This is a genomic window from Microbacterium flavescens (genome assembly GCF_018588945.1).
Taxonomy (GTDB): domain Bacteria; phylum Actinomycetota; class Actinomycetes; order Actinomycetales; family Microbacteriaceae; genus Microbacterium; species Microbacterium flavescens.
Map to the genome: position 1 here is coordinate 562,619 of NZ_JAFIWA010000002.1, position 21,077 is coordinate 583,695.

Below are 21,077 nucleotides of genomic sequence, written 5' to 3' on the forward strand. Positions count from 1 at the left end.
ACCGCGCCTTCCCTGACCCTTCGAAACACGCCGGTAACATTCCGGGCAGTCCTGACAAGACCGCAGGGCGGGGAGAAGACCCGATGCGCACCGCCGAGTACCCGGCGCCCGAGCGGATCCTGCTACATCTCAGCGACACGCACCTGCGTGCCGGAGGATCCCAGCTGTTCGACCTCGTCGACGCCGCCGACCGCCTCTCTCGCACGCTCACCGCCATCGAATCGACCGACGTGCGTCCCGACGCCATCGTCTTCACGGGCGATCTCGCCGATCTGGGGGAGCGGGATGCCTATGCCGACCTCCGCGGACTCGTCGAGCCGTTCGCCGAGCGGCTGGACGCACGCGTGATCTGGGTGATGGGCAACCACGACGATCGCGCGACGTTCCGCGAGGCGCTGTGGGACGAGCTCGGCGCGGACGAACCCGTCGACCGCGTCGACGAGCTGGACGGGCTGCGCATCGTCACCCTCGACTCCACGGTTCCCGCCCACCACCACGGCGAGATCACCGACGAGCAGCTCGCGTGGCTGGCGGACGTGCTGAAGACCCCCGCGCCGCTCGGCACGATCCTCGCGATGCACCACCCACCCGTTCCCAGCGTGCTGCCCCTCGCGGCCAGCGTCGAGCTGCACGATCAGTCGCGATTGAAGGCCGTGCTGCGCGGCACCGACGTCCGCGCCATCATCGCGGGCCACCTGCACTATTCGACGTTCGCCACGTTCGCCGGCATCCCGGTGTCGGTCGCGTCGTCGACCTGCTACGCCCAGGACCTCACCGTGCCGACCGGCGGCACCCGCCCGCAGGACGGCGCGCAGGCGTTCAACCTCGTGCACCTCTACGACGACACGGTGGTCCACTCGGTCGTTCCGGTGGATGCGCCGCGCACGCTCGAGCACATCGACGCCGACGAGGCGCAGCGACGCCTGCTGCTCGCCGGCGTCGATCCGTTCAGCGACGCCCGGAGGGGTGCGCCGACCGAGCCGATCGCTCTGCCTCGCTGATCTCCTCGCGCTCCCACGGCGCGCGCACCGGGAACATGCGGTCGAGCGACGCCCGCACGACACGCGTGCGCAGCTGCTCGGGAACCTCGGTCTCGCCGCCGTCGTTGAGGCAGAACATATCGAGATCCGTGCGGTTCGCCAGGCGCTCCATGCGGCGCAGCGACGCCGTCAGCGTGGTCTGCACATAGCGCACGCGCGGCTGACGGGTGGCCACCGCACGCCCGGTCATCAGGGCGTAGTAGTGGTACAGGCTGTTGGTCACCGAGATATCGGTCGACGAGCGGAACCGGGATGCCGCGGTCCGCGCGAGATCGTCGGGGAAGGCCTCTTCGAGCTCGGCCATCACGCTGCGGCGCAGCGGCGTGGCGCAGTGCTCCAGGTCGCGCACGATGGTGCGGCCGAACCGCTCCTGGAGGAGCGCCCGGTTCACGCGGAGCCCGTTGTCGTGGCCGCTGCGGTGCGACGCGGGGTCGCCTGCGCCGATCCGCACCTCGCACTCGACGAACTTGGACACGCCCGCCGGGGTGAAGAACAGCTCGGGCTCGACGAGCCGACCGAAGAACATGTCGTCGTTGGAGTAGAGGAAGTGCTCGGCCAGGCCGGGGATGCGGTGCAGCTGGGCCTCGACGGCGTGCGAGTTGTGCGTGGGCAGCACCGAACGATCGGCGAAGAACTCCTCGCTGCGGACGACCGTGACCTTCGGATGGTCGAGGAGCCACGCGGGAGTGGGCGAGTCGGTCGCGATGAAGATCCGCCGCACCCACGGGGCGTACATGTGCACGCTGCGCAGCGCGTACCGCAGCTCGTCGATGTGGCGGTAGCGGGCCGGCCCCTCGTCGCCTTCGCCGACGACGTATTCGGCCATGCGCGCGGCGCGCTGGCGCTGGAAGTCGCTGGACGAGCCGTCGACCCAGGAGAACACCATGTCGACGTCGTAGGCGAACTCGTGCGGCTGAAGGTCGAACATGCCCGAGATCGTGCGCCACGAGCGCCCGAGCCGCTCCACCGTCGTGAACGAGAGGTCGTCGGCCGACGTCAGCCGGCGGGTGTACGCGTTGTCGTTCGGAGCTTCGACGAGCTCCGCGCCGAAGCGCCAGAACTCGAGCCGCGCACCGAGGGCGGAGCCGTAGCGCAGGCCGCCGGACCGCGCGATGCGGGGTCGGTAGACGCGCAGGGCGACGGGCCCGCTGCCGGGCACGCGCACCTCGGTCGCGCGCTGGACGGTGCGGCCCTTCTGCTTGACGTAGACGGGCTCGTGCTCACCGAGTCCGGCGAGCGCCTCCAGCGCCGCATCGCGCGCGGCCAGGTCGACGACGAGCGCGGGCACCGAACGACCATGCCGGATGAGCATCACGCCGATCCCAGCGGCTTCGAGCGTCTCCGCGACCAGGAGGAGGTCCGCCGTGCGGGCCTCCACGGGTGTGACGTCGTCATGGACGACGTGCAGGATGCCGTCGTCGAGCGCGATGTCGGCGCGATCGAGCAGTGTCGACCACGTGTCCTGGGGTGCGGGTACGACCGAGAGCTGGTGCAAAGAATCCTCCTTTGAGGGGACCGCGCAGAACAGTCCCCAGGCTCACACTAGGCACAGTCCGTTACGACCACGTTTCGTGGCATGCCCCTTGACACAGTGGCTCTCGGTGTGCCTGGGCCCGGCGCCTGCGGTGGCGGCATCCACCCTGCGGTCGCGGCGATGCGCCGATAGCCTGGACCGGTGACCGAAGAGCAGCGCTACCGTGCCAACGGAGGAGACCTCCATCGCCCTTACACCGCCGCCGACGACCGCTACGACGCAGCCGACTACCGCCGCGTCGGAACCTCCGGACTGACGCTTCCCCCGATCTCGCTGGGCCTGTGGTGGAACTTCGGCGACAACATCCCGTTCGACAACCAGCGCGGCCTGCTGCGCCACGCGTTCGACCGCGGGATCACCCACTTCGACCTCGCGAACAACTACGGCCCGCCCTACGGCTCGGCCGAGACGAACTTCGGCCGCATGATGCGCGAGGACTTCGCGCCCTACCGCGACGAGCTCATCATCTCGTCCAAGGCCGGCTACGACATGTGGCACGGGCCTTACGGCAACGGCGGTTCGCGCAAGTACATCCTCGCCAGCGCCGAGCAGTCCCTCCGCCGGATGAGCGTCGACTACGTCGACATCTTCTACTCGCACCGCGTCGACCCCGACGTCCCGATCGAGGAGACGGTCGGCGCCCTCGACACGCTGGTCCGCCAGGGCAAGGCGCTCTACGTCGGCATCTCGTCCTACAGCGCCGAGCGCACCGCGGTCGCGGCATCCGTCGCCCGCTCTCTGGGCACGCCCCTCGTGATCCACCAGCCGGCGTACTCGATCCTCAATCGCTGGGTCGAGGACGGGCTGACGGGCGTGCTGACGCAGGAGGGCATGGGCGCGATCGCCTTCACGCCGCTGGCGCAGGGGCTGCTCACGGACAAGTACCTCGCCGGTGGGACGGCGCAGCGCGCGCAGCAGCGCTCGTCCATGCCGGACCGCTCGCTGTCGGAGAACGGCCTCGCCAAGCTGCGCGGACTCGATGTGATCGCGAAGGAGCGCGGTCAGTCGCTCGCGCAGATGGCGATCCAGTGGGTGCTGCGCGATCCGGTCGTCGCGTCGGCGCTGATCGGGGCCTCGCGTCCCGCGCAGCTCGACGAGAACCTCGCCGCGCTCAACGGCCCCGGCTTCACGACGGAGGAGCTGGAGCAGATCGACGCGCTCTCCGACGGCATCGACGTCGACCTCTGGGCGGAGTCGGCGACCTCGTGACCCAGGCCGCCGTCACCGACCGCGTCCACGTGCGCGCACCCGGCAAGCTGAACCTCTTCTTCGAGGTGGGCGGCGTGCAGGACGACGGTTACCACGATGTGGCGTCGGCGTACCAGGCCGTCTCGCTGTACGAGAACGTCTGGGCGTCGCACTCCGACGAGTTCACGGTGACGGTCTCGGGCACGGTCGACGTCGAGGGCGTCCCCGCCGACGACCGCAACCTCGCCGTGCGCGCCGCGCGTCTCGTGGCGCAGGCCATCGACTACCGCGGCGGCGTGCACCTCGACATCGTCAAGAACGTTCCGGTCGCGGGCGGCATGGGCGGAGGGTCGGCGGATGCCGCGGCCGCGCTCGTCGCGTGCGACGCGCTGTGGGGAGCCGACCTCGGCACCGCCGAGCTGCACAAGCTGGCGGCCCGGCTCGGTGCGGACGTGCCGTTCGCGCTGATGGGCGGGACGGCGATCGGCACGGGCCGTGGCGACCAGCTGAGCCCGGCGCTCGCGAAGGGACGGTTCGACTGGGTCGTCGTGCCCGCGGCCGAGGGTCTGTCGACCCCCGACGTGTACTCGCACCTCGACACGCTGCGCGCGCAGAACGACATCGGCGTGAGCAGCCGTGCACCCGATGTCGACACGGGCGTCCTGCACGCGCTGCGGGCGGGCGACCCTCTCGCGCTCGCCGAGCAGATCCGCAACGACCTGCAGGCGGCCGCGCTGTCGCTGCGCCCGGAGCTGCGGGCCGCGCTCGAGCTCGGCGAGCGATCGGGGGCACTTGCGGGCCTCGTGTCGGGGTCCGGTCCTACGCTGGCATTCCTGACAGGCGATCCCGAGTCGGCCCTCGAGCTGCAGGTGACCCTGTCGGCGGCCGGCCTCGAGGCCCTCCATGTGCACGGCCCCGTCGCCGGCGCCCGGGTCATCGGCTGACACGGCCCGCCCACACCAGAACCGCACGGAAGGAACGACGATGACGATCGACACCGAGACCCGGCATGATGCCGACGGCCGGGCGGTGGATGCCGCGGCCTATCTCGTCGCACCGGTCGACGAGCGCTCGCGCGCCCGTCTTGCCGAGAACGGGCTCGACTACCGCGTGGTCCCGGTGGCCGGCGACGACTACCCGCAGTGGCTGCAGGTCGTCGCGCGCGGGTTCCAGGACGGCGAGCGCACGGACGAGCAGGTCGCCTCGAGCCGCGAGCGCAGCGCCTACCGGCGCGTCACCGGCGTGTACGACCCCGCGGTGCCCATCGCCGGCGCGCCGGTCGGGACGATCGCCTCGTGGATCGGGCAGCTGACCGTGCCGGGGGGCGCCGCGCTGCCGTCGTGCGCGATCTCGGCCGTCACCGTCGCACCCACGCACCGCCGCCGCGGCATCGCCCGCGCGATGCTCGAGGGCGAACTGGGCGCCGCCGTCGCCGCAGGTGCTCCGCTCGCGATGCTCACCGTGAGCGAGTCGACGCTCTACGGGCGCTACGGCTTCGCCCCGGCGGCGGCCAGCGCATCGTGGCGCATCGAGACCAAGCGCGCCGCGTGGATCGGTCCGCGCCCCGACGGACGCGTCGACTTCATCACGCGGGAGCGCCTGCGCGAGCTCGTCGCGCCGATGCACGAGCGCGTGCGCCTGCGCGTCGCGGGTGAGATCGATGTGCCGGGCGGCTTCTGGGACGGCTTCGCGGGCACGAACCCCACCGCCGAGAAGCCCGGTGAGAAGCGCGCGGTGCAGTACGCCGACGCCGACGGCGAGGTGCGCGGCCTCGCGATCTACTCGGTCAAGGAGAACCACGACGACTTCACCAAGGCGAGCGTGAACGTCGCCTACCTGCTGGCCGAGACCGACGACGCGTATGCGGCGCTCTGGCGCTTCCTGCTCGAGCTCGACCTCGTGGCGGAGGTGAACGCCGGCGAGCTGTCGGTCGACGAGCCGCTGCGCTGGATGATCGCCGACCAGCGGGCGGCGACCGTCACTCTCCGCGACCACCAGTACGTGCGCATCCTCGACGTGCCGACGGCGCTCGAAGCGCGCCGGTACGGCGCTCCGGGCACCCTCGCGCTCGACGTGAGCGACGCGCTGGGGCACGCGGGAGGCCGTTTCGTCCTGACGGTCGACGGTGACGGGCACGGCACCGTGAGCTCCTGGGACGACGGCGCCGCGGCGCCCGACGGATCGGTCGAGGTCGCTCTCGGCATCGAGGAGCTCTCGGCGGCATACCTCGGCGGAGTGTCGCTCGCGACGCTGGCGGCCGCGGGCCGGGTGCGGTCGACGGATGCCTCCCCTGCCGCGCGCGTGTTCGCCTGGCATACCGCCCCCCGCCTCAGCATCTGGTACTGACCCCTCGGCACGGCGGCGGCGGCACCCGCGGACGCACGGGTGCCGCCGCTCGCCTAGCCTTGAGGGGACATGGCACATCTTCTGGGGGCCGAGGCCCTGCACCTGGAGTTCCCGACCAAGGTCGTCTTCGACGGCGTCTCACTCGGGGTCGACGAGGGCGACCGCATCGGCATCGTCGGCCGCAACGGCGACGGCAAGTCGAGTCTGCTCGCGATGCTCGCAGGTCGGCTGCAGCCCGACGCGGGCCGGGTGACGGTCCGCAGCGGGGTGCGGGTCGGCGTGCTCGACCAGGCCGACACGCTCGACGATTCGCTGACCATCGCGCAGTCGGTGGTGGGCGACCGCGTCGAGCACGAGTGGGCCGGCGACGCGCGCACGCGCGACGTCATCGCGGGGCTCCTGCACGGGCTCGACTGGGACGGCCCGGTCACCGGGCTGTCGGGCGGTCAGCGCCGGCGTGTGGCCCTTGCCGCCCTCCTCGCCGGCGACCACGACGTCATCTTCCTCGACGAGCCCACCAACCACCTGGACGTCGAGGCGATCGCGTGGCTCGCCGAGCACCTCAAGCGCCGCTGGTCCGCGAACCAGGGCGGCCTGCTCGTGGTGACGCACGACCGCTGGTTCCTCGACGAGGTCTGCACCCGCACGTGGGAGGTGCACGACCGCATCGTCGAGCCCTTCGACGGCGGCTACGCAGCCTACATCCTGCAGCGGGTAGAGCGCGACCGGCAGTCGGCGGTCATCGAGGCGCGCCGGCAGAACCTCGCGCGCAAGGAGCTCGCGTGGCTGCGACGGGGCGCCCCCGCCCGCACGTCGAAGCCGAAGTTCCGCATCGACGCCGCGAACGAGCTCATCGCCGACGTGCCGGAGATCCGCGACAAGACCGAGCTGCAGTCGCTCGCGGTCTCTCGGCTCGGGAAGGACGTGGTCGACCTCCTCGACGCGTCGGTCACGTACCCCTCGCCCGGCGGCGGTCCCGATCGCGAAGTGCTCCACCCGGTCGAGTGGCGCATCGCGCCCGGCGAGCGCACCGGCATCCTCGGCGTCAACGGGGCCGGCAAGTCGACGCTCCTGGGCCTCGTCTCAGGCGACGTCCAACCCACCTCCGGACGCGTCAAGCGCGGCAAGACCGTGCAGGTGGCCACGCTGACCCAGCGACTGGACGAGCTCGAGGAGCACCTCGACGACCCGGTGCGCGTCGTCATCGCCCGGTTGCGCACGTCGTACAGCTTCGGCAGCGGCTCCAAGGCGCAGGACCTCACCCCCGGTCAGCTCCTCGAGCGGATGGGGTTCGCCAGCGCCCAGCTCTCGACGCCGGTCAAGGACCTCTCCGGAGGCCAGAAGCGCCGCCTGCAGCTGCTGCTGATCCTGCTCGAGCAGCCCAACGTGCTGATCCTCGACGAGCCCACGAACGACCTCGACACCGACATGCTCGCCGCCATGGAGGACCTCCTCGACACGTGGCCCGGAACCCTCCTCGTCGTCTCGCACGACCGGTACTTCATCGAACGCGTCACCGATCAGCAGTACGCGATCCTCGGCGGTCACCTGCGCCACCTGCCGGGCGGTGTGGACGAGTACCTGCGGCTGCGCGAGCGCGAGCGGTCAGCCGCGGACGGCAAGGGGAGCAGGACGGATGCCGCGCCCGCCGCCGCCTCGTCATCGCCGGCGCTGAGCGGGGCCGACCTGCGCGCGGCGCAGAAGGAGATCACCGCGTTGGAGCGCCGGCTCGAGAAGCTCGAGGCGCAGATCACCGCGGCCCGCACGGCCCTGGCCGAGCACGATCAGTCGGACTACGTCGGCCTGGGCGCCGAGATGACGAGGATCGGCGAACTCGAGTCCGAGCGCGACGAGGTGGAGCTGCGCTGGTTCGAGCTCACCGAGCAGCTGGACTGAGCGCCGTCCTCAGACGTCGAAGCCCAGGCTCAGCTTGCGCAGCAGGCCGGCCAGGCGCTCACGGTCGCCACGTGACAGCGTCGCGAGGAGGACCGCTTCGGCGTCGACGAGCCGCGTGATCGCGGCATCCACCCGCGTCTTCCCTTCGCCGGTCAGGGTGACCAGAATGCTGCGTCCGTCGTCGGGGTCGGCTTCGCGGTGCACGAGCCGGCGGCCGACCAGCCGGTCGATGCGGTTGGTCATGGTCCCGCTCGAGACGAGCGTCTGCTGCAGGAGCTGCTTCGGGCTGAGCTGGAAGGGCTCGCCGGCGCGGCGCAGCGCCGACAGCACGTCCCACTCCCACGGTTCGAGCTCGCTGCGGCGGAACGCGTCGCGTCTCGCCCGGTCGAGGTGGCGCGAGAGGCGGTCGACGCGCGAGAGCACCTCGAGCGGCGAGAAGTCCAGGTCGGGTCGCTGCGCGATCCACGCCTGGACGATGCGATCGACCTCGTCGGTCTCCTTGGCCATCCCCCCATTATCGAGGTCGTCCGGCGCGCCCCCGGCGCGACCCCCGGAGTCTCGCGGAGGGCGCGGAGGCCCGGGGGCGGTCTGGCAGACTTGACGGCGGCCGCATGACGCGGTGATCCGCCGTGGTGTAACGGCAGCACGACAGCCTTTGGAGCTGTTAGGTCCAGGTTCGAATCCTGGCGGCGGAGCATGACCCAGAACAACGATGACCGCAGTCTCGCCGTGATCGTGCTGGCCGCGGGCCAGGGCACGCGCATGAAGTCCCGCACGCCCAAAGTGCTGCACCGGATCGGCGGACGCCCGCTCGTCGGTCACGTGATCGACACGGCGCTCGCGCTCGGGCCCGACCGGGTCGTCGTGGTCGTGCGCCACGAGCGCGATCTCGTCGCCGGCGCCGTCGTCGACGCGGCTCCGGGCGTCGTCGTCGTCGACCAGGACGAGGTGCCGGGCACCGGCCGCGCCGTCGAGCTCGCGCTGGACGCGCTCGACGACTTCGCGGGCGACGTGCTGGTGCTCAGCGGCGACGTGCCGCTCCTCGAGGCCGACACGCTCGCCGCCCTGGTGACCGCGCATCGCGACGGCGCCGCCGCCGCCACCGTGCTGAGCGCCGTGCTCGACGACGCCACGGGCTACGGCCGGATCATCCGCGACGCGGACGGCGTGGTGACGCGGATCGTCGAGCAGAAGGACGCGACCGAGGACGAGGCATCCGTCCACGAGATCAACGCGGGGGTCTACGTCTTCGAAGCGCAGGCGCTGCGCGCCCACCTGTCCATGGTCGGCACCGCCAACGCGCAGGGCGAGAAGTACCTCACCGACGTGGTCGCCCTGCTTCGCGACTCGCGACTGGTCGTCGCGGCCGCCAGTGCTCCGGACGCCGCCGCCGCGCTGGGCGTGAACGACCGGGTGCAGCTGTCCGAAGCGGCCCGTCTGCTCAACGCGCGCACGGTGCGCCGCTGGCAGCTCGAGGGCGTCTCGATCCTCGATCCGGCCACGACCTGGATCGACGTCGACGTCACGCTCGCGCCGGACGTGACCGTGCTGCCCAACACCCACCTGCTGCGGGCGACTTCCGTCGGAGCGGGTGCGCTGATCGGTCCCGACACGAGCCTGGTCACGTGCGAGGTCGGCGAGGACGCCGTGGTCACGCGCACCGACGCAACGCTCGCCGTGATCGGCGCGGGTGCCAACGTGGGTCCGTTCGCCTACCTCCGCCCGGGCACCTACCTCGGCGACAAGGGCAAGATCGGCACGTTCGTCGAGACGAAGAACTCGACGATCGGCGAGCGCAGCAAGGTGCCCCACCTCTCGTACATCGGCGACACGACGATCGGCACCGGCGTGAACCTGGGGGCGGGCGCCATCACCGCCAACTACGACGATCTGGCCAAGCACCGCACCGAGATCGGCGACGAGGTGCACACCGGGTCGCACAACGTCTTCGTCGCGCCCGTTAGGATCGGAGACGGCGCGAAGACCGGGGCCGGGGCGGTCATCCGCAAGGATGTCCCCGCCGGTGCACTCGCTCTCAGCGTGGCCCCTCAGCGCAACGTCGAGGGGTGGGTCGAGAAGAACAGACCGGGAACAGGCGCGGCGGATGTCGCGGCCAAGGCCCGGTCGACACAGAAAGCGGACGATGGGGCGCAAGAAGAAGACCGTTGAACTCGACCGCGACAAGGACATCGCGCCCGGACTGGTCGCCAAGACCAAGAAGCGGCTCGTCATCGCGCGCGGCAGTTCGCATCCCACGCTCGCGACGGACGTCGCCGCCCAGCTCGGCACCGAGCTGGTCCCGACCGAGTACCGCACGTTCGCGTCGGGCGAGATCCTCACCCGCTTCGAGGTGTCGATCCGCGGCTGCGACTTCTTCCTGATCCAGAGCTTCGGCCCGCCGGTCAACGAGTGGCTCATGGAGACGCTCATCATGCTCGACGCCGCGAAGCGGGCGAGCGCCAAGCGCATCACGGTGGTGGCGCCCTACTATCCGTATTCGCGTCAGGACAAGAAGGGCCGCGGCCGCGAGCCCATCAGCGCACGCCTGGTCGCCGACCTGCTCAAGACCGCCGGCGCCGACCGCGTCATGAGCGTCGACCTGCACGCCGCCCAGATCCAGGGCTTCTTCGACGGCCCGGTCGACCACCTCTTCGCCAAGCCCGTCCTGCTCGAGTACTTCAAGAACACGCTTTCGGCAGAAGACCGCGAGAAGCTGACGGTCGTGTCGCCCGACACCGGCCGGGTGCGCGTGGCCGACACATGGTCCGACAGCCTGGGCGCGCCGCTGGCGATCATCCACAAGCGCCGCGACCCCAACGTCGCCAACCAGGTGACCGTCAATGAGATCGTCGGTGACGTCAGCGGCCGGGTCTGCCTGCTCGTCGACGACATGATCGACACCGGCGGCACGATCGTGAAGGCCGCCGAGGCCCTGAAGGCGAACGGCGCGGTGCGCGTCATCGTGGCCGCGACCCACGCGATCTTCAGCGATCCCGCGCCGCGCCGCCTCCAGAGCGAGGCCATCGACGAGGTCGTCGTCACCGACACGATCCCGATCCCCGACGAGAAGCGGTTCCCGAGCCTCACGGTGCTCCCGATCGCACCGCTGCTGGCCCGGGCGATCCACGAGGTCTTCGAGGACGGCTCGGTCACGAGCATGTTCGACGGGGCGGCCTGAGTCGAACGATGAGCGAGCCGGGTGCCGTCGATCAGTACAGCATCGGCCAGCCGCACTCGCTCGCGGTCGCTGACGTCGCGTCGGCGCTCGATTCCCAGACGGAAGGGCTGTCGTCGGATGCCGCGGCCGAGCGTCTGCGCACGGTCGGACGCAACGTCCTGCCCGAGGCGAAGCGCACCCCCGCGATCCTGCGCTTCCTGTCGCACTTCAACGACACCCTGATCTACATCCTGCTCGGCGCCGCCGTCATCAAGGCGATCATGGCGGACTGGCTCGAGTTCGGGGTCATCATGGCCGTCGCGATCATCAACGCCGTCATCGGATTCGTTCAGGAGGGCCGCGCCGAGAAGGCCCTCGCCGGCATCCGAGGGATGCTGTCCGCCGATGCGCACGCTCGCCGTGACGGCACGTGGGCGACCGTCCCCGCAGCCGACCTGGTGCCCGGCGACGTCGTGCGGCTCATGCCGGGCGACAAGGTGCCCGCCGACATCCGCCTGTTCCAGGCCTTCCAGCTGCGCATCGAGGAGGCGGCGCTCACCGGTGAGTCGGTGCCGTCGTCGAAGGGGACCGACCCCGTGGCGCCCGACGCGGGCGTCGGCGACCGCGACTCGATGGCGTTCTCGGGCACGATCGTCTCCGCCGGTCAGGGTCGGGGCCTGGTCACGGCGACGGGGGCGCACACCGAGATCGGCCGGATCCAGACCCTGGTCGGCGAGGCGGGTTCGCTCGACACGCCGCTGACGAAGCAGCTCGACTCGTTCGGCCGCATCCTCACCCTCGTGATCCTGGGGATGGCCGCCGTCATGCTGGCGATCGGCCGCTTCCTGCACCACATGCCGTTCGGCGAGCTGATCTCGGCCGCGATCGGCTTCGCGGTGGCCGCCATCCCCGAGGGTCTGCCCGCGCTCGTGACGATCACGCTGGCCATCGGCGTTCAGCAGATGGCGCAGCGCAACGCGATCACCCGCAAGCTGCCCGCCGTCGAGACGCTGGGCTCGGTGACGACGATCTGCTCCGACAAGACCGGCACGCTCACCAAGAACGAGATGACGGTGAAGCGCATCGTCACGCCCGTGGGCGACTACGACGTCAGCGGGCTCGGGTACGACCCGGACGGCGGGATCGCACCACGCCGTACGCCGGGCGACGGCCGTGACCTCGCGGCCATCCTGGGCGTGGCCACGCTCTGCAACGACGCGCACATCGTTCCCGACGCCGACCCGGCCACGGGGGAGCGCCGCTGGGTCCTGGTCGGCGAGCCGACCGAGGGTGCGCTCAAGGTGGTCGCGCTGAAGGGCGGCGTGAAGTCCGCCGGCAGCGCCCGGGTCGCCGTCGTGCCGTTCGATTCGGCGAACAAGTTCATGGCCACGCTCAACGAGGGCGCCGACGGGTCCCGCGCGATCCTGGTCAAGGGCGCCGCAGACCGCCTGCTCGAGCGCTCGACGAGCCAGCGCGGGGTGTCAGGACCGGAGCGGCTCGACATCGGGCTGTGGGAGACCGTGATCGACGATCTCGGCCGCGACGGGCTCCGAGTCCTCGCGGCTGCCCGCCGGCCGGTGGCGACGGAGTTCGGCGACCTGTCGGTGGACGACCTCGACGGCCTCGAGTTCCTGGGTGTGTGGGGCATCCTCGACCCGCCGCGGCCCGAGGCCGTCGAGGCGATCGCCGACTGTCACGCCGCCGGCATCCGCGTCAAGATGATCACCGGCGATCACGCCGGCACCGCAGTGGCGATCAGCCGCGACCTCGGACTGGCGGACGGCGATGAGGTCTCCGTGCTGACCGGTGCCCAACTCGAGGCGATGAGCCAGGAGCAGCTGAAGGACGTGGTCCGCGACGTCGACGTGTACGCGCGGGCGAGCCCGGAGCACAAGATCCGGATCGTGCGCGCACTGCAGTCCCACGGCGAAGTCGTCGCGATGACCGGCGACGGCGTCAACGACGCGCCCGCGCTCACGCGCGCGAACGTCGGCATCGCCATGGGGATCAAAGGCACCGAGGCGACCAAGGAGGCAGCCGAGATCGTCCTCGCCGACGACAACTTCGCCACCATCCGCTCGGCGGTGCGCGAGGGGCGGCGGATCTACGACAACCTCCGCAAGTCGGTGGTGTTCCTGCTGCCCACCAACGGCGCACAGTCGCTCGTCATCCTCATCGCCGTGCTGTTCGGCTTCACCCTGCCGCTCACACCCGTCCAGGTGCTGTGGATCAACATGGTCACCGCCCTCACGCTGTCGCTCGCGCTGGCGTACGAGCCGGCCGAGAAGGGCGTGATGACGCGACCGCCGCGGACCCCCGGCGGGCCGATCATCGACCGCCGCGAGGTCGGGCTCGTCCTGGTGGTCTCGCTCCTCATCGGCGGTGCGGCGCTGGGCGTCTTCGCCGCTGTGCTCGCCACCGGGGCCGATCTCGCCTACGCGCGCACCGAGGCGGTGGCGATGCTGGCGCTCGGCCAGCTCGCCTACCTGCTGAACTGCCGGTTCCTCAGCCGGTCGAGCATCACGGTCGACGTGTTCCGCGGCAACCGCGTCGTGTGGTGGTCCGCCCTCGCCCTCGTCGGGCTGCAGCTGTTCTACACCTACGTGCCGTTCATGAACGACCTGTTCGGCTCACGACCGCTCGCCCCCGGCTCGTGGGTGCTGCCAGTGGTGCTCTCGATCGGCGTGTTCTTCGCCGTCGAAGGCATCAAAGCCGTGCGACGCAGGACGACTCCTCAGAGGTGACTCATAGGAAACGCCGCCACCATCGAGGAGCGACGCGGTCAGCGTGGCGAAATCTCGGCACCGAGGCCCGGCATCAGGAGGACCACATGATCCGCCCCACCGCACCCCGACAGACCCGCACCATCCGCGTCGCCACTGCGGTCGTGGGCTTCGCCGGCGCCCTCACCCTCGCCGGCTGCGCCGGTGGCGCGGGGACGGCTGACGGCGACGCCGGCGGCGTCGACGGCACCGACACCGGTTCGGGCGGCGCTCCCGCCTACGCCGATGGCACCTACTCCGCCGAGGGGGCGTACCAGACGCCCGAGTCGGTCGAGAGGATCTCCGTCACGGTCACGCTCGAGAGCGACGTCATCACCGACGTCGAGGTCGTCGGGGATCCGCAGAAGTCCGAGTCCGAGGAGTACCAGGGCGAGTTCATCGGAGGCATCGCCGACGTCGTCGTCGGCAAGGACATCGACGAGATCTCGGTCAGCCGCGTCGCCGGGTCGTCGCTGACGAGCGGCGGCTTCAACCAGGCGATCGAGACGATCAAGGCCGAAGCGGCCGTCTGATCATGACCGGCTCCGTGCCGGCGCGCCCCGCCGTCGACCCCTGGCGGTTCGACGCGATCGGCACGGCGTGGGAGGTCGTCACCGAGACGCCGGTCGGCGACGAGCTGCGCGGTCGCGTCCTCGCGCTGATCGAGCGCTTCGACGCCGAGTGGTCGAGGTTCCGTCCCGATTCCGTCGTCTCGCGCCTCGCCGACGGCGGCTCGGCGCCCCTCCCGCCCGATGGGCCGGTCATGCTCGATGCCTTCGCCGAGCTGTCTGCCGCGACGAACGGAGCGGTGAACCCGCTCGTCGGCGGCTCGCTCGCGGCGCTCGGCTACGGCGCCGGCTACGCGCTCAAGGCCGGCGAACCGCTCGCCGCGCCCGCGGACTGGACCGACGCGCTGACGTGGGGCGGAGGCATCCTGTCACTCGATCGTCCGGCGCTGATCGACGTGGGCGCACTCGGCAAAGGCAGGCTCGTCGACCTCGTCGCCGCCGAGCTGGCGGGTGCGGTCGCCGGGTCTCTCGTGGTCGATGCCGGGGGGGACATCACCGTCCGCGGCGCTTCCCAGCGCATCGGGCTGGAGCACCCGTTCGACCTCCGGCGCGCGATCGGCGTGTGGGAGGTGTCGGATGCCGCGCTCTGCGCGTCGGCGGTCAATCGGCGCGCGTGGGGGGAGGGCCTCCACCACGTCCTCGACGCCCGGACCGGCGCGCCGGTGCGCACGATCGCGGCGACGTGGGCGGTCGCGGCGACGGCCATGCAGGCGGACGCCGTCGCGACGGCGCTCTTCTTCGACGGCGGTCCGCGCATCGCCCACGCGTGGGGCGTCGAGTGGGTGCGCATGACCACCGACGGACGCGTGGACTGGTCGCCGTCCTGCGGTGCCGACCTGTTCACGCGAGAGGCTAGCGTGGAGGGGTGACCGAGTCGCCGTCCCCCGCCCACGTCGTCGCCGTCGCGCGCGACGACGCCCACCGCTTCAGCAAGCCGACCCGAGACGTGATCACCCTCATCGCCGGCTACGGCGTCGAAGGCGACGCGCACGCGGGAGCGACCGTCCAGCACCTCTCGCGCGTGCGGCGCGATCCCGCGACTCCGAATCTGCGCCAGGTGCACCTGATCCACTCGGAGCTCTTCGACCAGATGGCCGAGCGCGGCCACGGGATCGAACCGGGCGGGCTGGGGGAGAACATCACCACCGTCGGGGTCGACCTGCTCGGGCTCCCGCGCGGCACCCGACTCCAGATCGGCGACGACGCCGTGGTCGAGATCACCGGCCTGCGCAACCCCTGCACCCAGATCAACGGCCTCTCGAAAGGGCTGATGAAGGAGCTCGTCTACGTCGACGACGACGGCGACACGGTGCGCCTGACCGGCGTCATGTCGGTCGTGCTGTCCGGCGGCGAGGTGCGGCCGGGTGACGGAATCCGAGTCATCCCGCCGCTCGGCGCCCACGAGCCTCTCCCGGTGGTCTGAGGTGCTCGCCTCCCTCACCTCGCTCTGGAACCGGGTCTTCGCGCTGCTCGGGCGCGTCTCGATGTACCGCGTCGTGTACCTCGCCCTGGCGGCGCTCGCCGTCATCGCGTTCGTGCTCTCGTTCTTCGACCTCGTCGGCCCCGATCCGCTCGAGCTGATCGCCACGCTCGCGGTGCTCTCGATCGTGTGCGGGGGAGTGGATGCCGCAGCCCAGCGCCTCTTCCACCTCCCGTGGCGCATCGAGTCGTCGCTCATCACCGCGCACATCCTGCTGTTCGTGCTGGGGCCGACGCTCGACCTGATCGGCCTCGGCGGGATCGCGATCGCTGGGGCCGCGGCATCCCTCTCCAAGTACCTCCTCGCGTGGCGCGGCCGGCACATCTTCAACCCGGCCGCGGTCGGAGCCACGGTGCTCACGCTGCTGAGCATCGCGTGGCCGGATCTCGGCGCGTCGTCGTGGTGGGTGGGCACGCCCGCCCTCGCCGGACCCGTGATCGTCCTCGGACTGGCGGTGCTGTGGCGCACCGAGAAGATCCGCGTCGTCGCGGTCTTCCTCGTCGCCGCGGTCGCGATCGCCGTGCTGCGCACCGCGGCACAGTCGCAGGCCGCCGGGCTCGAGGTCGAGGCGATGACGGTGTTCTGGCAGATCCTGTGGTCGTCGCCGTTCCTGTTCCTCGGCGCGTTCATGCTGTCCGAGCCGCTGACGCTTCCGCCGCGCCGGTGGCAGCAGTTCACCGTCGCCGGCATCGTCGGCGTCCTCGCCGGCTGGCCGATCTCGCTGGGCGAGATCTCGCTCGGCCAGGAGCGGGCGCTGCTCATCGGCAACGCCATCGCCTTCGCCTTCGCCGTGCGCACGGCGGTGCGCCTGACCCTCGCGTCGCGAGCCGAGCGGACACCGACCGTGCGCGAGCTGACGTTCCGCGTCCACGACCGGCTGTCCTTCGTGCCGGGACAGTACCTCGAGCTCGAGGTGCCGCATGCGCATCCCGACGCGCGAGGGACGCGTCGCGAGTTCAGCATCGCGTCGGCGCCCGAGGACCTGCCGCAGCTGCGCGTGGCGTTCAAGGAGAACTCCGCCGCCTCGGCGAAGCCGCAGAGCTCGTACAAGAAGGCCCTCGCCCACGTCGCCGAGGGGCACCGGCTCGCGATCACCGGCGTGTGGGGCGACTTCGTGCTGCCCAAGCGCGATGCGGCGCCGATCCTCATGGTGGCTGCCGGCATCGGCATCACGCCGTTCGTGTCGCAGCTGCGCCACCTGCGCGCGTCCGGCGCCGACCGCGACATCGTGCTCGTCTACGTCGCGTCCGACGCGTCGGAGCTGGCCTACCGCGACGACCTCGAGGCATCCGGCATCCGGGTGCTCGTCTTCACGCGCGACCGCCCCGACAACCTGCCGCCGCACTGGATGTGGGCGCGCGGCGTGCGGCTCGACGCCGAGGGCCTCCTGCGGGTCGTCCCTGACATCGCGTCCCGGCACGCGTACATCTCGGGTCCGGCCGGCCTGATCGCCGACCTCTCGCCCGCCCTGGAGCGCGCCCGGTCGATCACGACCGACGCCTTCAGCGGCTACTGACCCCGTCCGGCCCCTGCGTCAACCGCGCCGTATCGCGCCTGCGCCGGCTGCCGCCGCGCACTTCGGCGCGGTTGAGCCCCGACGTCGCGTGCTCGACCGCGCCGATGTGCGGCCCGGCGCACTCGACCACGCACTTCGGCGCGGTTGAGCCCCGCAACCAAGCCCCGCGCTCAGTCCGCCGTCACCGCGGGGTCGCGCGGGCGTGCGGGGAGGCGCACCTCGAAGGTCGTCGCGCCGGGCTCGCTCGCGACCGTGATGGAGCCGCCGTGGGCGTCGACGATCGCCCGGGCGATCGACAGCCCGAGGCCGGTGCCGCCGGTCTGACGCGCGCGGGAGCGGTCCGCGCGCGAGAAGCGCTCGAACAGCTCGTCGCGCAGGGCCGGGTCGATGCCTGGCCCGTCGTCGTGCACGCGCACCACCGCCGTGTCGCCGTCGCGCTCGACGCCGACGGTCACGGTCGTGCCGTCGGGCGTGTGCGTGCGGGCATTGGCGAGCAGATTGGCGACGACCTGGTTGAGGCGTCCGGCGTCGCCCGCGACCTGCACGGGCTCGTCGGTCAGCTCCAGCACCCACGTGTGGCCCGGACCCGCCGGACGGGCGTCGCCCACCGCCTCGAGCACGAGCCGGGTGAGGTCGACCGTGCCGTAGACGAGCTCCTGGCCCTCGTCGAGCCGCGCGAGGAGCAGGAGGTCCTCGACGAGCCGGGTCATGCGCAGCGACTGCGCCTGGATCCGCTCGAGGGATGCCTCGGCCGTCTCGATCGTCGCGGCGTGACGGTCCTTCGACAGGGCGCGCAGCGACAGCTCCGAATAGCCGCGGATCGAAGCGAGCGGCGTCCGCAGCTCGTGGCTCGCGTCGGCGACGAACGTGCGCATGCGCTCCTCGTTGCGCTGTCGCGCCGTGAGCGAAGTCCCGACATGGTCGAGCAGCGTGTTCAGCGCCTCGCCCACGCGCCCGACCTCGGTACGCGGATCGGCCTGGTGCGCCGGGACGCGCTCCGAGATCGACACCTCGCCCTGATCGAGCGGGAGGTCCGACACGCGCTCCGCCGTCGCCGCGACCGCCCGCAGCGGCGCCAGCCCGGCGCGGATCGTCCACGCCGTCGCGAGGGCGAGCAGGATCAGCCCTCCGGCGGTCAGGAGCCCGATCGTGGTGAGCATCTGGCCGATCGAGCTGGCGACCTCGTCGCGTGAGATGCCGACCACGACGATCGACGCGCCGCTCGGCTCGCCCTCGACGCGGAAGCTCCCAAGCCCGTCGATCGTCACGACCGACGGGGTCTCGCTCCGCAGGCCCGTGGCGAGGTCGCCGATCTGATCGTCCGTCAGCTCCGTCACGGAGGCGTCGGACTCGACGACCGCCGCCGTCGGCGCGCTCGGCGGCGTCTCGATCGCGAGCAGGAAGCCCGGCGGCTGCGGCTGCTCCTCGAGGATCTCCTGCGCTGTCCAGCCCTGCGCGATGTACCCGCGCACGAGCACGGCGGTGCGCTCCGCGGCGTTGGTGACCTGGTTGTTGAGGCCGTCCTCCAGCACGCCGCCGAGGATCGCGCTCGTCGAGACGCCGACCAGCACCATGATGAACGACGTGATCCCCACGACGGTGACGATGAGCTTCCGCTGCAGGGTCCAGGGACGGCGAGCGGATGCCGCGGCCGGGGCCGCGGCATCCGTCATCGTGTTCTCGTCCTCGGCGGGAGCGTCGACGTCGCGGACGTCCGTCATGAGGGCGCCTTGATCATGTAGCCGACGCCCCGCACCGTGTGGATGAGCGGCTCGCGGCCCTGATCGATCTTCTTGCGCAGGTACGAGATGTACAGCTCGACGACGCTGGAGCGTCCGCCGAAGTCGTAGTTCCACACGCGGTCGAGGATCTGCGCCTTCGACACCACGCGGCGCTGGTTGCGCATGAGGTAGCGCAGCAGTTCGAACTCGGTCGCGGTGAGGTCGATCTCGTCTCCGGCGCGCTCGACCTCGTGGCTGTCCTCGTTGAGCGTGAGGTCGGCCACCCGCAGGATGGGCTCGGCGCCCGACGCGTGGGCGGTGCCCGCGCGGCGCATGAGCCCGCGCAGGCGCGCCACGACCTCTTCGAGGGAGAACGGCTTGGTGACGTAGTCGTCGCCGCCGGCGGTCAGTCCGGCGACCCGGTCGCTCACGGCGTCCTTCGCGGTGAGGAACAGCACCGGCACGTCGTCGCCCGACTGGCGCAGCCGTTGCAGCACCGCCATGCCGTCGAGGTCGGGCATCATGACGTCGAGCACCATCGCGTCGGGCGCGAACTCGCGCGCCGCCTGCAGCGCCTGGAAGCCGGAGCCGGCGGTGCGCACGTCCCACCCCTCCATCCGCAGCGCCATCGACAGCAGGTCGGTGAGCATCTGCTCGTCGTCGACCACGAGCACGCGCAGGGGCGAGCCGTCGGGACGCAGGAGGGCAGGCGAGGCGCTGGTCATGCGTCCATTGTGCTCGCGTTCCTATGAGCTTCCTATGGCGCGGGCTATGCGGTCGCTGTGAGTGCGCGCGGTTCAGCCTGCCGAACGGGTGTGGGCCACCATGCGATCGAACACCGCATCCCGGTCCGCGTCCACCTGCTGCTCGTCGGGATGGGCGTCGTAGTGGGCGAGGATGCGGCAGGCGCCCTCGTCGAAGGTGATGGTCGTGCGGAACTCGGGCACGAGCGCGGTCACCTTGCTGTTGTCGAAGAGCATCGAGTGCGCCTTGTCGCCGATCAGGCCCGGACCCAGCTCCGCATCGAAGGCGGCGATCGTCTGGGAGGCGACGTGGACGAAATCGGGATGCCGCACCCCGGCCGCGTCGGCGAGCCAGCCGTAGATCTGGTTCCAGGTCGGAGCGTGCGAGCCCGTGATCGTGAAGGCGTCGCCGATCGCGGCGGGATTGCCGAGGAGTCCTGCGAACGCGACGGCGAAGTCGTCGCTGTGGGTGAGGGTCCACAGGCTCGTGCCGTCGCCGTGGATCACGACGGGGCGCCCCTCCCGCATGCGGGCGATGTCGGTCCAGCCGCCCATCGTGGGGAGCAGCCGCTCGTCGTAGGTGTGCGACGGCCGGATGATCGTGACCGGCAGTCCGCGCTCGCGGTGCGCGGCCACCAGGAGGTCCTCGCATGCGATCTTGTCGCGCGAATAGCGCCAGAACGGGTTGCGCAGGGGCGTGGACTCGGTGACCGGCACTCGGCGCGGCGGCTTCTCGTAGGCCGATGCGGAGCTGATGAAGACGTACTGCCCGGTGCGCCCCTCGAACAGGTCGAGATCCTGCTGGACGTGCTCGGGCGTGAACGCGAGGAACTCGGCGACCACGTCGAACTCGGCGTCGCCGACGGCATCCCGCACGGCCCGCGCGTCGCGCACGTCAGCGACCAGCTCGTGCACGCCCTGGGGGAGCGGTCGCCGGCCCGAGCCGCGGTTGAGCACGGTCACGTCGTGCCCCGAGTCGAGGCTGCGCCTCACGCACGCCGCACTGATGGTTCCGGTTCCGCCGATGTAGAGCACTCGCGTGGTGGTCATCGTCCGACCCTAGCCTGGCGGGCGGCGTCCGATCCGTGGCAGGAACGGGTCTATCGGATGTCCGCGGGGACCATT

At 71.3% G+C, this 21,077-nt stretch carries 17 protein-coding genes and 1 tRNA gene; 13 read left to right on the forward strand and 5 right to left on the reverse strand.

Annotated elements, in window-relative coordinates; all coding sequences use genetic code 11:
* The first annotated feature begins 83 nt into the window (after positions 1-83).
* Positions 84-1,001: a phosphodiesterase gene (locus JX005_RS06295; RefSeq protein ID WP_214466556.1), complete on the forward strand. Its 918-nt coding sequence runs from the start codon at positions 84-86 to the stop codon at positions 999-1,001.
* Here the strand turns inward: JX005_RS06295 and JX005_RS06300 are convergent.
* Positions 949-2,535, reverse strand: a complete 1,587-nt coding sequence (locus tag JX005_RS06300) for a stealth family protein (RefSeq protein WP_214466557.1) — start codon at positions 2,533-2,535, stop codon at positions 949-951. The two genes, JX005_RS06295 and JX005_RS06300, sit on opposite strands and share 53 nt — an antisense overlap.
* Before the next feature lie 180 nt (positions 2,536-2,715).
* Here JX005_RS06300 and JX005_RS06305 point away from each other — a divergent pair, with 180 nt between their 5' ends.
* The 4 genes from JX005_RS06305 to JX005_RS06320 all read left to right on the forward strand — a co-directional run bounded on the left by JX005_RS06305 (position 2,716) and on the right by JX005_RS06320 (position 8,004).
* Positions 2,716-3,783, forward strand: coding sequence for an aldo/keto reductase (locus JX005_RS06305; protein ID WP_214466558.1), 1,068 nt, complete (start codon positions 2,716-2,718; stop codon positions 3,781-3,783).
* Positions 3,780-4,706 (forward strand): 4-(cytidine 5'-diphospho)-2-C-methyl-D-erythritol kinase, encoded by a 927-nt coding sequence (locus JX005_RS06310; protein WP_214466559.1) that lies wholly within the window; start codon positions 3,780-3,782, stop codon positions 4,704-4,706. The genes JX005_RS06305 and JX005_RS06310 overlap by 4 nt, the downstream gene beginning before the upstream one ends.
* 40 nt (positions 4,707-4,746) lie before the next feature.
* Positions 4,747-6,108, forward strand: coding sequence for a GNAT family N-acetyltransferase (locus JX005_RS06315; protein ID WP_214466560.1), 1,362 nt, complete (start codon positions 4,747-4,749; stop codon positions 6,106-6,108).
* Positions 6,109-6,177: 69 nt separating this feature from the next.
* Positions 6,178-8,004 (forward strand): ABC-F family ATP-binding cassette domain-containing protein, encoded by a 1,827-nt coding sequence (locus JX005_RS06320; protein ID WP_214466561.1) that lies wholly within the window; start codon positions 6,178-6,180, stop codon positions 8,002-8,004.
* Between the two features lie 9 nt (positions 8,005-8,013).
* On the opposite strand, the gene JX005_RS06325 is transcribed toward JX005_RS06320, so the two are convergent.
* Entirely contained in the window at positions 8,014-8,511 is a 498-nt protein-coding gene (locus JX005_RS06325; RefSeq protein WP_214466562.1) for a MarR family winged helix-turn-helix transcriptional regulator, read from the reverse strand.
* Between the two features lie 116 nt (positions 8,512-8,627).
* On the opposite strand from JX005_RS06325, the gene JX005_RS06330 reads away from it, so the two are divergent.
* From JX005_RS06330 to JX005_RS06365, 8 genes are all read left to right on the forward strand, one after another.
* A tRNA-Gln gene (locus tag JX005_RS06330) sits at positions 8,628-8,699 on the forward strand.
* Between the two features lies 1 nt (position 8,700).
* Complete coding sequence (glmU, locus tag JX005_RS06335; protein ID WP_214466563.1) at positions 8,701-10,173, forward strand: bifunctional UDP-N-acetylglucosamine diphosphorylase/glucosamine-1-phosphate N-acetyltransferase GlmU; 1,473 nt, start codon at positions 8,701-8,703, stop codon at positions 10,171-10,173.
* A complete protein-coding gene (locus JX005_RS06340; RefSeq protein WP_214466564.1) occupies positions 10,148-11,182 on the forward strand; it encodes a ribose-phosphate diphosphokinase in 1,035 nt (344 codons plus the stop codon). The genes glmU and JX005_RS06340 overlap by 26 nt, the downstream gene beginning before the upstream one ends.
* A gap of 8 nt (positions 11,183-11,190) precedes the next feature.
* Positions 11,191-13,905: a cation-translocating P-type ATPase gene (locus JX005_RS06345; RefSeq protein ID WP_214466565.1), complete on the forward strand. Its 2,715-nt coding sequence runs from the start codon at positions 11,191-11,193 to the stop codon at positions 13,903-13,905.
* Between the two features lie 86 nt (positions 13,906-13,991).
* Positions 13,992-14,456 (forward strand): FMN-binding protein, encoded by a 465-nt coding sequence (locus JX005_RS06350; RefSeq protein WP_214466566.1) that lies wholly within the window; start codon positions 13,992-13,994, stop codon positions 14,454-14,456.
* A gap of 2 nt (positions 14,457-14,458) precedes the next feature.
* Positions 14,459-15,361: an FAD:protein FMN transferase gene (locus JX005_RS06355; protein ID WP_214466567.1), complete on the forward strand. Its 903-nt coding sequence runs from the start codon at positions 14,459-14,461 to the stop codon at positions 15,359-15,361.
* Positions 15,358-15,915: an MOSC domain-containing protein gene (locus JX005_RS06360; protein ID WP_214466568.1), complete on the forward strand. Its 558-nt coding sequence runs from the start codon at positions 15,358-15,360 to the stop codon at positions 15,913-15,915. The genes JX005_RS06355 and JX005_RS06360 overlap by 4 nt, the downstream gene beginning before the upstream one ends.
* 61 nt (positions 15,916-15,976) lie before the next feature.
* Positions 15,977-17,488 (forward strand): FAD-dependent oxidoreductase, encoded by a 1,512-nt coding sequence (locus JX005_RS06365; protein ID WP_214466692.1) that lies wholly within the window; start codon positions 15,977-15,979, stop codon positions 17,486-17,488.
* A gap of 170 nt (positions 17,489-17,658) precedes the next feature.
* Here the strand turns inward: JX005_RS06365 and JX005_RS06370 are convergent, their stop codons facing one another.
* The 3 genes from JX005_RS06370 to JX005_RS06380 all read right to left on the reverse strand — a co-directional run bounded on the left by JX005_RS06370 (position 17,659) and on the right by JX005_RS06380 (position 21,002).
* The gene (locus JX005_RS06370) at positions 17,659-19,209 is read right to left on the reverse strand and encodes a sensor histidine kinase (protein WP_307858512.1); all 1,551 of its coding nucleotides are present in this window, start codon (positions 19,207-19,209) and stop codon (positions 17,659-17,661) included.
* Positions 19,206-19,934 carry a response regulator transcription factor gene (locus tag JX005_RS06375; protein WP_214466569.1) on the reverse strand — a complete coding sequence of 243 codons (729 nt, stop codon included), beginning with the start codon at positions 19,932-19,934 and terminating at the stop codon, positions 19,206-19,208. The genes JX005_RS06370 and JX005_RS06375 overlap by 4 nt, the downstream gene beginning before the upstream one ends.
* 72 nt (positions 19,935-20,006) lie before the next feature.
* Positions 20,007-21,002, reverse strand: a complete 996-nt coding sequence (locus tag JX005_RS06380; RefSeq protein ID WP_214466570.1) for an NAD-dependent epimerase/dehydratase family protein — start codon at positions 21,000-21,002, stop codon at positions 20,007-20,009.
* Between the last annotated feature and the right edge of the window lie 75 nt (positions 21,003-21,077).

What these genes read in the sequence shown, in the direction of transcription:
- JX005_RS06325 (WP_214466562.1), bottom strand. Translation starts at nt 8,511, where the DNA reads ATGGCCAAGGAGACCGACGAGGTCGATCGCATCGTCCAGGCGTGGATC.
- glmU (WP_214466563.1), top strand. Translation starts at nt 8,701, where the DNA reads ATGACCCAGAACAACGATGACCGCAGTCTCGCCGTGATCGTGCTGGCC.
- JX005_RS06365 (WP_214466692.1), top strand. Translation starts at nt 15,977, where the DNA reads ATGTACCGCGTCGTGTACCTCGCCCTGGCGGCGCTCGCCGTCATCGCG.
- JX005_RS06350 (WP_214466566.1), top strand. Translation starts at nt 13,992, where the DNA reads ATGATCCGCCCCACCGCACCCCGACAGACCCGCACCATCCGCGTCGCC.
- JX005_RS06340 (WP_214466564.1), top strand. Translation starts at nt 10,148, where the DNA reads ATGGGGCGCAAGAAGAAGACCGTTGAACTCGACCGCGACAAGGACATC.
- JX005_RS06345 (WP_214466565.1), top strand. Translation starts at nt 11,191, where the DNA reads ATGAGCGAGCCGGGTGCCGTCGATCAGTACAGCATCGGCCAGCCGCAC.
- JX005_RS06295 (WP_214466556.1), top strand. Translation starts at nt 84, where the DNA reads ATGCGCACCGCCGAGTACCCGGCGCCCGAGCGGATCCTGCTACATCTC.
- JX005_RS06320 (WP_214466561.1), top strand. Translation starts at nt 6,178, where the DNA reads ATGGCACATCTTCTGGGGGCCGAGGCCCTGCACCTGGAGTTCCCGACC.
- JX005_RS06375 (WP_214466569.1), bottom strand. Translation starts at nt 19,934, where the DNA reads ATGACCAGCGCCTCGCCTGCCCTCCTGCGTCCCGACGGCTCGCCCCTG.
- JX005_RS06370 (WP_307858512.1), bottom strand. Translation starts at nt 19,209, where the DNA reads ATGACGGACGTCCGCGACGTCGACGCTCCCGCCGAGGACGAGAACACG.
- JX005_RS06355 (WP_214466567.1), top strand. Translation starts at nt 14,459, where the DNA reads ATGACCGGCTCCGTGCCGGCGCGCCCCGCCGTCGACCCCTGGCGGTTC.
- JX005_RS06315 (WP_214466560.1), top strand. Translation starts at nt 4,747, where the DNA reads ATGACGATCGACACCGAGACCCGGCATGATGCCGACGGCCGGGCGGTG.
- JX005_RS06380 (WP_214466570.1), bottom strand. Translation starts at nt 21,002, where the DNA reads ATGACCACCACGCGAGTGCTCTACATCGGCGGAACCGGAACCATCAGT.